The sequence below is a fragment of the Cryobacterium sp. RTC2.1 genome (genome assembly GCF_035018685.1).
GTDB classification, from domain to species: Bacteria; Actinomycetota; Actinomycetes; order Actinomycetales; family Microbacteriaceae; genus Cryobacterium; species Cryobacterium glucosi.
In genome coordinates this window covers 1-12,997 of the sequence record NZ_JASJXJ010000030.1, presented here as the reverse complement: position 1 = coordinate 12,997, position 12,997 = coordinate 1, and the positions used below count along the sequence as shown (strand labels likewise).

Annotated in this window: 11 protein-coding genes; 7 read left to right on the top strand and 4 right to left on the bottom strand. The window is 69.1% G+C overall.

Translation table 11 applies throughout. The annotated features are described in order from the left end of the window. Positions 1 to 50: 50 nt before the first annotated feature. The 5 genes from QN357_RS06055 to QN357_RS06035 all read left to right on the top strand — a co-directional run bounded on the left by QN357_RS06055 (position 51) and on the right by QN357_RS06035 (position 4,443). On the top strand, positions 51 to 1,892 hold the full coding sequence (locus tag QN357_RS06055; protein ID WP_134447348.1) for a glycoside hydrolase family 15 protein: 1,842 nt from the start codon (positions 51 to 53) through the stop codon (positions 1,890 to 1,892). Between the two features lie 67 nt (positions 1,893 to 1,959). Beyond that, positions 1,960 to 2,610 (top strand): biotin transporter BioY, encoded by a 651-nt coding sequence (locus QN357_RS06050; protein ID WP_134447346.1) that lies wholly within the window; start codon positions 1,960 to 1,962, stop codon positions 2,608 to 2,610. Positions 2,611 to 2,616: 6 nt separating this feature from the next. Further along, positions 2,617 to 3,297: an energy-coupling factor ABC transporter ATP-binding protein gene (locus QN357_RS06045; RefSeq protein ID WP_134447344.1), complete on the top strand. Its 681-nt coding sequence runs from the start codon at positions 2,617 to 2,619 to the stop codon at positions 3,295 to 3,297. Further along, on the top strand, positions 3,294 to 3,887 hold the full coding sequence (locus QN357_RS06040) for an energy-coupling factor transporter transmembrane component T family protein (RefSeq protein ID WP_134447342.1): 594 nt from the start codon (positions 3,294 to 3,296) through the stop codon (positions 3,885 to 3,887). Before QN357_RS06045 ends, QN357_RS06040 begins: the two co-directional genes overlap by 4 nt. A 118-nt stretch (positions 3,888 to 4,005) precedes the next feature. After that, the gene (locus QN357_RS06035; RefSeq protein WP_134447340.1) at positions 4,006 to 4,443 is read left to right on the top strand and encodes a flavodoxin family protein; all 438 of its coding nucleotides are present in this window, start codon (positions 4,006 to 4,008) and stop codon (positions 4,441 to 4,443) included. 57 nt (positions 4,444 to 4,500) lie between these two features. Here QN357_RS06035 and mgtA read toward each other — a convergent pair whose 3' ends face one another. Both mgtA and QN357_RS06025 read right to left on the bottom strand, forming a co-directional pair. Further along, the gene (gene mgtA, locus QN357_RS06030; protein WP_323504676.1) at positions 4,501 to 7,212 is read right to left on the bottom strand and encodes a magnesium-translocating P-type ATPase; all 2,712 of its coding nucleotides are present in this window, start codon (positions 7,210 to 7,212) and stop codon (positions 4,501 to 4,503) included. A 150-nt stretch (positions 7,213 to 7,362) separates the two neighbouring features. Beyond that, the gene (locus tag QN357_RS06025) at positions 7,363 to 8,757 is read right to left on the bottom strand and encodes a cation:dicarboxylate symporter family transporter (protein ID WP_134447338.1); all 1,395 of its coding nucleotides are present in this window, start codon (positions 8,755 to 8,757) and stop codon (positions 7,363 to 7,365) included. A 134-nt stretch (positions 8,758 to 8,891) separates the two neighbouring features. Here QN357_RS06025 and QN357_RS06020 point away from each other — a divergent pair, with 134 nt between their 5' ends. Further along, positions 8,892 to 10,562, top strand: coding sequence for a sensor histidine kinase (locus QN357_RS06020; protein WP_323504675.1), 1,671 nt, complete (start codon positions 8,892 to 8,894; stop codon positions 10,560 to 10,562). Further along, on the top strand, positions 10,555 to 11,268 hold the full coding sequence (locus tag QN357_RS06015; RefSeq protein WP_134447334.1) for a response regulator: 714 nt from the start codon (positions 10,555 to 10,557) through the stop codon (positions 11,266 to 11,268). The genes QN357_RS06020 and QN357_RS06015 overlap by 8 nt, the downstream gene beginning before the upstream one ends. A gap of 3 nt (positions 11,269 to 11,271) precedes the next feature. Here the strand turns inward: QN357_RS06015 and QN357_RS06010 are convergent, their stop codons facing one another. After that, the gene (locus QN357_RS06010) at positions 11,272 to 12,330 is read right to left on the bottom strand and encodes a lysylphosphatidylglycerol synthase transmembrane domain-containing protein (protein ID WP_134447332.1); all 1,059 of its coding nucleotides are present in this window, start codon (positions 12,328 to 12,330) and stop codon (positions 11,272 to 11,274) included. Between the two features lie 7 nt (positions 12,331 to 12,337). Next, positions 12,338 to 12,850 carry a mycothiol transferase gene (locus tag QN357_RS06005; RefSeq protein ID WP_134447330.1) on the bottom strand — a complete coding sequence of 171 codons (513 nt, stop codon included), beginning with the start codon at positions 12,848 to 12,850 and terminating at the stop codon, positions 12,338 to 12,340. Between the last annotated feature and the right edge of the window lie 147 nt (positions 12,851 to 12,997).

Here is a 12,997-nt window from a genome sequence, read left to right as displayed (position 1 = left end):
GGGCATCCGCTCACGGCCGGAGGACGCCCGCGCGGTGACAGGATGTCTGCATGCCCCTGAACATCGAGGATTACGCCCTGATCGGCGATTGCCATTCAGCGGCCCTCGTCGGCAGTGACGGAAGCATCGACTGGCTCTGCCTGCCGCGCTTCGACTCCGCGTCCATGTTCGGCGCGCTCCTCGGCACCGAGGACCACGGGCGCTGGCTGCTCGCCCCGGCAGACCCCGCTGCAACGAGCACGCGCAACTATGTCGACGGCACCTTCATCCTGGCCCAGGTCTGGACGACCCCGACCGGACGTGTCGAGGTCCTCGACTTCATGCCGCACGGTGACGGCCGGCCGGACGTGCTCCGCCGGGTGCGCGGCCTGGCCGGTGCCGTTGAGATGACCGAGGAACTGCGCATCCGTTTCGGCTATGCAGTGAGCATTCCCTGGGTGCGCCAGGTCCACCAGGACGGCGAGACCGTGCTGCTCGCCGTCGCGGGGCCAGACGCCATCGCCGTGCGCGGCCCGGAACTGACCGCCGCCGATCACCGGCACACGGCCACATTCACGGTCGCGGCGGGAGAGGTCGTCGACCTGCAGCTCGCCTGGCATCCCTCGCACCGGCCGCCGCCCGCCCGGATCGACGTCGACGCCGCCCTGGCTGCGACGACCGCCTGGTGGACAGACTGGGCGCGCTCGTGCACCCACGACGGTCCATACCGGGACGAAGTCGTGCGCTCCATGCTCGTGCTGCGGGCGCTCACCCACGAGGAAACCGGCGGCATCGTCGCGGCGGCGACGACCTCGCTGCCCGAATTCCGCGGCGGCCACCGCAACTGGGACTACCGCTACGTCTGGCTCCGCGACGCGGCGCTCGCCCTCAGCGTGCTGCTCGCGCACGGGTACGCCGAGGAGGCCCAGAACTGGCGCGGCTGGCTGTTGCGCGCGATCGCCGGCGACCCGGACGACGTGCAGATCATGTACGGCCTCGCCGGCGAACGCTACCTGCCGGAACGCGAGCTCCCGAGCCTGCCCGGGTACCGCGGGTCCAGCCCCGTGCGGGTCGGCAACGGCGCCGTCGACCAGTTCCAGGCCGACGTCATCGGCGAGGTCATGGTGGCACTGCACGCCGCGCGCCACAGCGGCCTCACCGAGGGCGAATTCTCCTGGCCGCTGCAGCGCGCCCTGATCGGGTCCCTCGAACGAACCTGGTCCCGGCCGGACCAGGGTATCTGGGAGGTGCGCGGTCCGGCCCGCGAATTCACCCACTCCCGCGTGATGGTCTGGGCTGCCTTCGACCGGATGGTGCGGGGCTGTACCGAATTCGGCCTCGACGGCCCCGTCGAACGCTGGACCGCCCTCAGGGACGAGATCCGCAGCGACATCGAGCAGCGGGGCTTCAACGCCGAACTCGGCACATACACCCAGTACTTCGGCGGCACGGAGGTCGACGCCTCCCTGCTCGTGCTTCCCCAGGTGGGCTTCCATGATCCGACGGATGCCCGGATGCTCGGCACGGTCGCCGCGATCGAGGCCGACCTGTTGCGGGACGGCCTGGTGCTGCGCTACCGCACGGAGGTTCCTGTCGACGGACTGGCCGGTGGCGAGCATCCGTTTCTCGCCTGTTCCTTCTGGCTCGTGGAGCAGTACGCGAACTCCGGACGGGGTGAAGACGCCCGGGCCCTGATGGACCGGCTCGTCGGATTCGCCAACGACGTGGGCCTGTTGAGCGAGGAGTACGACGTCGGCGCGGGCCGCCAGGCCGGCAATACACCGCAGGCGCTCAGCCACCTCGCCCTCGTGCGTGCCGCCGATGCGATCACGGCGATGGAGGATCGGGCAGCCCGGCTCGCCGGGACGGGCAACGACGCCGCCACTGTGGCCGTCCCCGGCGCCGGCGGATAGAGATCCGCCGGATTCTTTGTAGGTCTCCTCTGGAAACCGCCCCCGCGCTGCTCGTACATTGAAAACCATGACCGCCAGAACCCTGACCGTGCGCGACCTCGCGCAGATCGCCATCTTCGCCGCGCTGATCGCGGCGCTCGGCGTCCCCGGACCTCTCTCCCTCGGCGTGATCGCGGTGCCGATCACCCTGCAGACCCTCGGCGTGATGCTCGCCGGCGCGGTCCTCGGGGCCCGCAAGGGCTTCTTCGCCGTACTGCTCTTCCTCGCCCTCACGGCCGCAGGGCTGCCGCTGCTCGCCGGCGGCCGTGGCGGCCTCGCCTGGTTCACGACCTCGCCGTCCGCTGGCTATCTCTACGGCTGGCTCCTCGGCGTACTCGTGATCGGGTATCTCACCAGCCGGCTGCTCCCGAAATACCCGTTCTGGCCCGCCCTCGGCGCGACCGTGCTCGGCGGCATCGTCATGATCTACGCCATCGGCGTTCCCGTCACGGCGTTCACCCTGCACCTCCCGATCTGGGGCGCCCTGGTCGACGCCTCGAAATTCCTGCCCGGAGACGCGATCAAGGCCGTGGTCACGGTGCTCGTCGCCCGGCAGGTGCACCGCGCATACCCGGGGCTCATCCCCCGCCGCCGCGCAGTCACCGCGTCGTCCGCAACCTCGACCCCGACCTCGACCTCGACCGCGACCCCGACCCCGGCCCGGGCCTCGGACGAGTAGGCCACCGTGAGCACGATCGTCTTCGACGGAGTGTCGCACTCCTTCGGCGACCGCAGCGTGCTCCGCGACCTGAGCCTCACCCTCACCGAACGCCGCATCGGGATCGTCGGCGCGAACGGCTCGGGCAAATCCACCCTCGTCCGCCTGATCAACGGGCTCATCACACCGGATGCCGGGACTGTCACGGTCGACGGGCTCCTCGTCGCGAAGAACGCGCGCGAAGTACGGCGCAGGGTCGGCTTCATCTTCACCAATCCTGACAACCAGATCGTGATGCCCACCGTCGAGGAAGACGTCGCGTTCAGCCTCCGCAAACGCGGACTGGGCGCCGCCGAGATCGCCGGCCGTACCCAGGCGGCACTCGACCGCTTCGGGCTCAGCGCCCACGCCGCCCATCCGGCGCATCGGCTCTCCGGTGGCCAGAAGCAGTTGCTCGCCCTCGCCGCCGTCCTCGTCGGCGAGCCGCAGGTCGTCGTGGCCGACGAGCCGACAACGCTCCTGGACGCCCGCAATTCCCGGCGCATCGCCGACCTCTTCCGGGCCATGACCCAGCAGGTGATCGTGGTCACCCATCAGCTCGACCTGCTCGAAGACTTCGACAGGGTGATCTGCATCGAGGACGGCACGGTCGTCGCGGACGGCGCACCGGCCGTGGCCATCGATGCGTACCGGGCATTGCTGGCATGATCGGCCTCTACTCCCCCGGGCATTCACTCCTCCACCGGGCGCCGACCCTGCTCAAGCTCGCCGTCCTGTCGGCCGGGGTGCTCTGGGTCGGCATTCTCGGCGAGCCGTGGCAGCTCCTGGTCGCTCTCGGCATCATCGCCGGCCTGTATCCCGTGGCCGGCGTGCCTCCGCGCGCAGCCTGGCAGCAGATCGGTCCGATCCTGTGGATCCTCCTGATCGCCGTGCCGATCCAGGCGCTCCTGTCTGGCTGGGTGCCGGCGGCGCTCATGGCCGGGCGGCTGCTCGCGGCCGTCGCCCTCGCAGCGCTCTTCACGCTCACGACCACCGTCACGGCGGTCCTCGAGGGGTTCCAGCGGCTGCTCCGCCCCTTCGATCGCTGGGTCGATGCCGACAGGGTCGGACTGCTCGTTGCGATCACTCTGCGCTGCATCCCCCTCGTCGCCGAGATCGTCACCGAGGTACTCGAGGCACGCAGGGCCCGCGGCACCCAGGGTTCCCTGCTCGCGCTCGCGGTGCCGGTCGTCGTGCGCTCCCTGTACGCAGCGGATGCGATCGGTGAGGCCCTCGTCGCGCGCGGCCTCGACGACTGATCGCACCCGTCTGACACCCGTTCTGGGTGCTTCTCCGGCACGAACGAGCCTCGACAGGCCCACCCTCCGGGACCACACTGAGAGCATCTGAACCGTCGTTTCCGACTGGAGGCCGCTCGTGAGCGCGCTCGTTGTCTTCGATTCCAACTACGGCACCACCGAATCCGTTGCAGGGGCCATCGCGGATGCGATCGGCGGCAGTGCGGTGTCCGTTTCGACCATCAGCCCGGACAGCCTGACCGGAGTGGATCTCCTCGTCGTCGGCTGCCCGATCAACGGCTGGCGTCCGTCACCGCGGATGCAGGCCTTCCTCGACCAGTTGAACCCCGGCACCCTGCGCGGCATCCAGGCTGCCGCCTTCGACACCCGGGTCCACTCGCCCCTGCACGGGGATGCCGCAGGAAGGGTGACCCGCAGGCTCAAGTCCGCAGGGGCCCACATCCTGACCCGGCCGACGGGGTTCATCGTCGACGGCAAGACCGGACCGCTCGCCGACGGGGAGCTCGACCGGGCACGACAGTGGGGCGACTCGATCGTCGCCGCCCTCGCCTCCTGATCCGTTTCCTGATCGGCCCCTGATCAGCCTCCGTCAGGATCCGCCTGCGTCGTGAGGCTATTTCCGCCCGGCCCTGGCACGTCGGCGCCGCGAGGCCGACCGTCGCCTGGCGACGACCGCTCCCGGTTCCACGACGCTGAAGCGTGCCGCGCGCCGGGCAAGGTGGTGGCTCGAGACCCGCTGACGGGTGGCCGTCGGCTGCTGCGCGGGGCGGCTGAAGAACCACTGCTTGGCGAACTCGACCAGGACGAGGTACAGCACGGTCATCCCGGCCAGGGCGAGGAAGAACGGCAGCGGCAGCGGGTCGAAGCCGAGGACTCCGGCGAGCGGAGAAAACGGCAGGTACATGCCGATCGCGACAACGGAGAACGCCGAGATGGTGAGCCCTCGAGAGGCCCGGCTGCGCAGGAACGGCACCCGTCTGGTGCGGATCGCGAAAATAATGAGCGTCTGCGTGGCCAGCGATTCGATGAACCACCCGGCCCGGAACTCTCCGGGCGCGGCCTGGAAGACCAGGAGCATCAGCGCGAAGGTCGCGAAGTCGAAGAGCGAGCTGATCGGGCCGAACAGGAACATGAAGCGCCGGATGTACCCGATGTCCCAGTGCGAGGGCGCGAGCAGCTGCTCCTTGTCGACCCTGTCGCCGGGAATGGCGAGCTGGCCGGCGTCGTACAGGAGGTTGTTCAGCAGGATCTGCCCCGGCAGCATCGGCAGGAAGCTGAGCACGACGGATGCCGTCGCCGCGCTGAACATGTTGCCGAAATTGCTCGAGGTGCCCATCAGCACGTACTTGATCGTGTTCGCGAAGATCCGTCGACCTTCCATCACCCCGTCTGCCAGCACTCCGAGGTCTTTGTCGAGCAGCACGACATCCGCGGCGTCCTTGGCGACATCCGTTGCGCTGTCCACCGAGATCCCGATGTCGGCTCCGTGCAGGGCGAGGGCGTCGTTGACGCCGTCGCCGAGGAAACCGACGGCACGCCCGTTCGCCCGCAGGGCGTGGATGAGCCGGGACTTCTGCTCCGGGGACACCCGGGCGAAGATGCTCGCTTCCTCCGCCCGGACCGCGAGTTCGGCATCCGTGAGGGCGTCGATCTCCCCGCCCGTCAGGGTGCCTCCCGACTCGAGGCCGAGGTCGCCGCACACCTTCTCCGCGACCCGGGCGTTGTCCCCCGTCGCGATCTTCACGGAGATGCCCAGGGTCTCGAGCCGCTTCAGTGAGGCCCGCGCGCTCTGTTTCGGGCGGTCGAGGAAGATGAGGAACCCGGCGAGCGTGAGGTCGTTCTCATCGGCCGGGCTGATGTCCGTGAGCCCGGAGCCGGTCCGGGTCGCCACCGCGACGACGCGGCTGCCCTTCGCGTATTGCTGGTCGAGCAGGTGCCGGGCGGCCGGTGCCACGTCGCGGCAGACCCGGAGCACATCCTCGGGCGATCCCTTGGTGACGAGGGTGAGCGTCCCTGCCGGGTCTCGCACGAGCACGCTTGTCATCCGGCGCTCATGGTCGAATGGGATCACGTCGAGCCGGGTGTACTCGGACACCTGCGAGGCCGGGCCCTCCGGTGCGGCCCAGACGGCCACATCGAGCGGGTTCTGGCCGACCGTCGACACCGTGCCCGTCGAGTAGTCGACCTCGGTCGCGAGCAGCCCGAACCGGAGGACGTCACCCGCGTCCACGTGCGGGGCCGCAGGGAGCGCCGTCGTGAACGAGATCTTCCCCTCGGTCAGGGTTCCCGTCTTGTCCGTGACGAGCACGTCCATGTCTCCGAGGTCCTCGATCGAGACCAGGCGCTTGACCAGCACCTTGCGCTTCGCGAGCTCCCTGGTTCCGGTGGCGAGGCTCGTAGACACGACGGCGGGCAGGAGCTGGGGCGTGATCCCGACCGCGATCGCGAGCGAGAACAGCAGGGACTCGAGCAGGGGGCGCTGGAGAAGCAGGTTTGCGACGAAGATGAGCGTCGTCAGCCCGATGGCCACCTGGAGCAGCAGCAGCGAGAAACGCCGCAGGCCGAGCTCGAACTCGGTCTGCGGCTGCCGGGTGCCGAGGCCGAGCGCAATGCGCCCGAATTCGGCGTGGGCGCCCGTGTAGACGACCACGCCGACGCAGCTTCCGGACTGGATGACCGTGCCCATCAGCACGCAGGAGTTCAGGTCGCCGAGCGCCGCTCCGGCGGGGATGGGTTCCGGCGACTTGTCAACCGGCAGTGATTCCCCGGTCAGGATGCTCTCGTCGCAGAGCAGGTCCTCACACGAGAGCAGGCGGATGTCGGCGGGGACGACGGCGCCGAGGGACAGGTGGAGGATGTCGCCGGGAACGATGTCGACGACATCGATCTCGACCAGGGACCCGTCCCTGACGGCGACGGCCTTGTGCGTCACCCGCGAATGCAGCGCCTCGGCGGCGAGCTCGGCCCGGTACTCATTGCTGAAGCCGAGCCCGACGCTCGCCAGGAGGATGACGCCGATCACGATGGAGTTGGTGACGTCCCCGAGGAGAAGCGACAGGGCGGCGGTCACGATCAGGAGGATGAGGATGGGACTGCGCAGTTGCCTGCCGAGCACGGACAGGGGACCTGCCTTGTGCGTGCGCACCGCATTGGGTCCGGTCGAGGCGAGCCGACGAGCTGCCTCGACGCCGGTCAGGCCCGCAGCCGTTGACCCGAGTCGGCTCAGCACCTCACCGGCGCTGCTGCTCGCGAAGTCCGCGAGCGTCGTCGCCTCGGGAGGCTCCGGGTTCAGCCTCGCGGTTTCCTTCGACGTGAGGTCGGGCATCTCCGTCATCTTCTTCTCGGTCCCCCGGTCAGGCGCCTCCGGCGGCGCTGATTCCGAGACTATCCCTCCCCGGCGAGAACACGGATGCGCGACGGCGAGCCCGCCCTCGAAGGGGGCGGGCCCGGCGCCGCGCACCAGGTGGGGCCTGGGTCAGTGCCTGGCGTCTTCGAGCACCGCAGACTGCGCAGCCCGTTCTGCCGCGACGGACCGCTCCGCGGGGGTGGGATCGATGGTGTGCGCCATCATCGTGGTCTCGTCGAACGGCTCCAGTCGGTCGAGGACCCGGTCGACCTGGGCCCTGTCGATCTCCCGGGTCCAGGAGCCGATCAGAACGGTGGCCACGGCATTGCCGGTGAAGTTCGTGAGTGCGCGGGCCTCCGACATGAACCGGTCGATGCCGACGATGAAGCCGACACCGCCGAGCAGCTGCGGGGCGTGGGCCTGCAGCCCCGCAGCGAGGGTCGCGAGGCCGGCACCTGACACACCGGCGGCTCCCTTCGACGCGATGATCATGAACACGAGCAGGCCGATCTGCTCGCCGAGGGCGAGGGGCTGGCCCATTGCTGTGGCGATGAAGAGGGAGGCCATGGTCAGGTAGATGGCGGTGCCGTCGAGGTTGAACGAGTACCCCGTCGGCACGGTGACGCCGACGACCGGCTTCGAGACACCGAGGTGCTCCATCTTGGCGATCAGCCGCGGCAGCGCCGCCTCAGACGACGACGTCGAGAAGATCAAGAGGTATTCCCGGCCGAGGTAGCGCATCAGCTTGAAGATGCTCACGCCGGTGGAAATCTTCAGCAGCCCGCCGAGGATGACGACGATGAAGAGGATGCAGGTGAGGTAGAAGGCGCCCATCAGGGTGAAGAGACTGACCACGGCCTGGAAGCCTGTCGCGCCCACGACCGCCGCGATGGCGCCGAACGCGCCGATCGGAGCGAGCCACATCACCATGATCAGGATCCGGAAGACGAGGGCCTGCACGTTCGCGATCGCCTCGAGTATCGGTTTGCCCGCCCTGCCCATCTTCTGCAGGGCGAACCCGGCGATCAGTGCGACGAAGAGGGTCTGCAGGATGTTGCCGCTCGTCAACGACGAGAAGAGCGTCGTCGGGATGATGCCCAGGAAGAAGCCCTGCGAGTCCGCGGCGGCCGGCGGCACGTATGCCGCGGCCGCTTTCAGGTCGAGCCCTGCGCCGGGGTGGATCAGGTTCCCGACCAGCAGCCCGATTCCGAGTGCGAAGGTCGACATGACGAGGAAGTACCCGAGCGCCAGTCCGCCGATCCGTCCGACCGTCGCGGCCTTCGCGATCGAGCCGATGCCGATCACGATCGTGCAGAAGATGATCGGCGAGATCATCATCTTGATGAGTGCGATGAACACGTCGCCGAGCGGCTTGAGCGAGACGGCGAAGCCGTCCTTCCCGCCGAAAAGCAGGCCGACGGTGATGCCGAGCACGACGGCCACGACGACCGCGATGTACAGGTAGTGGGACGTGTCGATCCGTTTCGCCGGCCGGACCGGACGTGTGGCTCGCAGTGCTGCCATGAGAGACTCCTTTGTCTGGTGTTGTGCGTTTCAGAATGGTCGACGCGGCGCGTGGCGTCACGGTTGCGGTCATATTGTTCACGCGCGACGGGCATATGGTTTCATTCACATCGAGGTGAGAAGGGCGGCACGCCATGATCCGCGACTGGAGCATCGCGCGCCGGCTCTTCCTGGCCCATTCCGTCTTCATCGTCGCGCTCGCCGCCTCGGTCGGCACGGCACTGTTCATCGACGCTCGCGATCGCGGCTACGCCGAAACCGAGAGCCGGATGCTGTCGGTCGCGACGGCCATCGCGGAGAACCCGCTCGTCCTGGAGGCCAGCGGGACCCCGGATCCGAGCGCGCTCCTGCAGCCATACGCGCTCAGCGTCACGCAGAAGGCGGGGCTCGACTTCATCACGATCATGGCGCCGGACCGAACCAGATGGACTCACCCGACCGAATCGGAAATCGGGCGGCCGTACATCGGCACCATCGCGCCGGCCCTGGCGGGAACGCCGTTCACCGAGGTCACGACGGGAACCCTGGGCCCGTCCGTCCGCGCAGTCGTGCCCGTCGTCGATGCGCAGGGCGCCGTCCGCGCGCTCGTCGCTGCCGGGGTGAAGACCAGCAACCTGTCGATCGCCCTGACCGCCCGACTGCCCGCTGTCCTGGGCCTGGCACTCGCCCTCCTCGTGGCCGGCGCGATCGTCACGTCCCTGATCGGGCGCTACCTGCGCAGGGTCACCCTGGGCTGGGGACCGGAACAGCTCGCCCAGCTGTTCGTGTACTACGACTCCGTACTGCATTCCGTGCGGGAAGGCCTCGTCCTCGTTGATCTAAAGGGCGACCTCGTTCTCTACAACGACCAGGCCGCCGAGCTTCTCGGCATCCCGTCCCGACCGGCGAATCCGAGGGGCGGAGCCGCCGCCCCGACCCTCGGCGAGCTCGAGCTCCCGGCGGGACTCGGTGACCTGCTCCGCAGTGGCCGCCCCGTGCAGGATGAGATCCACCTCACCAGCACCCGGGTGCTCGTCGTCAGCCAGCAGCCCGCACTCGCGCCACCGGTGAGCGGCCGTGGGAAATCGACGCCGATGGGGTGGGTCGCCACGATCCGCGACCACACCGATCTGGAGTCCCTGGGCAGCGAGCTGCAGTCCATGCAGACCCTGTCCGATGCCTTGCGGGCCCAGACGCACGAGCATGCCAACCGGCTGCACACGATCGTCTCGCTGATGGAACTCGGCCGCACCGGAGACGCACTGGAATTCGCGACCAGGGACCTCGAACTCGGCCAGATGTTGACGGACGAGGTGGTCGCGTCGGTCGACGAGCCCGTGCTGAGCGCACTGCTGATGGGTAAGTTCGCCCAGGCCAGCGAGCTCGGCGTCGTCCTCGCCGTCGAGGCCACCGGCAGCCTGTCCGACACCGGGCTGCAGGCCAGGGACCTCGTCACGATCGTGGGCAACCTGATCGACAACGCCCTCGACGCGGCCATGGACGCCGCGGCGCCGCGGGAGGTCCACCTCTCCGTGCACAGCGGTGCGGCCTCCGTCGTCGTCGAAGTCGCCGACAGCGGCCATGGCGTCGATCCGGAGACGCTCGACGACGTGCTTCGCCGCGGCTTCAGCACCAAGGAACCCGGTGAGTTCGGGCGTGGGCTCGGCCTCGCACTGGTCCAACAGACCGTCAACCGCCTCGGCGGTACCCTGACGATCGGATTCCGGAGGGGCGCGGTCTTCACGGTCACGCTTCCCTGCCGGGCACCCTCAGCGGAGGTCGCCGCCGTGCGCCCCACCGGAGCGAGGGATCCGCACGATGCCTGACGCGGACATCCGCGTGCTCGTCGTCGAAGACGAGGCCATCGCGGCTGAAGCCCACGCGGTCTATCTCGGTCGCCTGGCAGGCTTCGTCCACGCCGGAACCGCGCGGGACGGACACTCCGCCCTGCGTTCGCTGGCAGAAGCCGAGTCCGCGGGCCGCCCGATCGACCTGGTCCTGATGGACATGACCCTCCCCGACCTCCACGGCCTCGACGTCAGCCGCCGGATGCGTTCGGCCGGGCTGATGACGGACATCATCGCGATCACGGCGGTGCGCGACCTGAAGATCGTGCGTGGCGCGGTGGCAGCAGGCATCGTCCAATACCTGATCAAGCCGTTCACCTACGCGACCTTCGCGCAGAAGCTCGGCCAGTACCGGGACTTCCGACTCCAGCTCGGCACCCAATCCCGGGTCACCAACCAGTCGGACGTCGACCTGGCATTCGCGAGCCTGCGCGCGCCCGCCGAGCTTCCCCGGCCGAAAGGACTCGCGGAAGGCACCCTCTCGGCCGTCGTCGACTTCCTCAAAGAGCACGAGTCCCCGGTCTCCTCGAGCGAGGTCACCGACGCACTCGGGATCTCCCGGGTGACGGCTCGCCGGTACCTCGAGTACCTCGCGGACACCGGAACCGTTCTGCGCTCTCCGCGCTACGGGACGCCTGGGCGTCCGGAGAACGAATATTCCTGGATGCGCATACCGCGCCCGTGACGCTCAGGGAGCGGCGGGACGCCGCCGGAGCACGCCGAGGCGCAGCGAAACGTAGGCGGCGAGACCGAGCGGGATCGGAAGCCAGAACTCGAGCACCCGCCAGCCGACAACGGCGAGCAGCGCCGTCGCGTGCGGAGTCCCGACCGCGACGAGGGCGGGCACGAGCACACCCTCGACGATACCGAGGCCTCCCGGGGTCAACGGCAGGAGCGCGAGGAGCCCGCCGAGCCCGTAGACCGCCAGCAGCGGGCCGATGGCAAGCGGATGCCCGAACGCGGCGAGCAGGACTCCGAGCGAAGCAGCGTCGAGAAGCCAGTTCGCGCCGGCGAGGCCGAGCGCGGCGGACATCCGCCGTCGGTCTGTGACGAGCTCGAGGACCTGCGCCGCCACGCTGCGAACGAAGACCTCGACCCGATCCTCGGAGACCAGCGGCACGCGCGCCGCCACCCGGCGCGATCCACGCACGACGAGCTCAGTCCGGCGGGTCAGGAACCAGACGCCGGCGCCCGTGCCGACCAGCAGGACCAGCACCACCGTCCCTGCCACGATGTACGTGCCCGTGACGACAAGGGTCGTGATCGACAACAGGATCCCGCCGGCGAACACGATCCCGAGCACGAGGTTCGAACCAGTGGTCTCGATGGTCGCCGTGGTGAGCGCAGCGCCGGATCGCACTCCGGCGCGGACGAGGAGCCGGAAGCGCACCGCGGCTGCCGTCGCTCCTCCGCCGGGCACCACGTGGTTCACCCCGAGGTCCGCGAGGTCGATCCGGAGGAGGGTGAAGTAGCCCGGCCGGACGGGTCCGAGCACCGCGGCGGTCAACGCGCTGAAGGAGAGCAGCGAGGACAGCTGGAGGGCAGCGGCCAGGAGAACGAGCGGCAGCGAAACGCTTTCCAGCGACGCGAGGGCTGCCTCAACGCCGGCGAACTGCGGCACGACGACGAACCAGACGATGACGAAGAGCAGGGCCGTCGACAGGAGTACCTTGAGCCACAGCGGCACGCGCGCGCGGGTCCCGGCAGGAGTTGCGCCGGCGGCGGGAGGAACGGCGCCCTGGCGCACGGCGGGGTCAGTCCCCGGAACGGACCGCCAGGCCCCGCACGAACGCGGCCTGGCCCGCGTGCTGCAGGTCGTCGGCCAGCACGCTCACCAACCGGGCTCCGAGGGTCACGGGCGGGTTCCACGAGGTGTCGACGATCCGGTCGAGGTCCTCGGGGGTCAGCGTCGGAAGATAGGCGAGGGTCCGGCTGTGCACGGCGTCGAAGTAACCGCCGAGCAGCTCGGCACTGGCCCGGACGCCGCCGACCTGTTCCGCGGTCTGGCCGTATCCGGTCTCGGAGTCGGAGAAGGGCAGGTCGAATTTCGCGGCCCAGCCGCCGCTGATCCAGACCTCGTCCTCGCCGAGAAGTTCGGAGACATGTCCGTCCTGCACCCGTGTCAGGTGCCAGACCAGCCAGGCGATCGAATTCGCCTCCGGGTCCGCCCGGTATTCGAGCAGGGCCGGTCCGGCCTGCCGCAACACCGAACGCACCACGCCGCCGACCCGGCCATAGGCCTCACTCAACAGCTCGCCTGACAGCATCCGTCTCCCCCGCTCTGGTTTGTTCCTCTCAGACTAGCTTCGAGGCGCCGAAGCGGAGAAACGCGGAAACGACGCTGGGCGCACGAAATGGGACTACGTTTCCCAATGAATCGTTGGCGGAGCCACTCGATGGACAACCCATCGAAG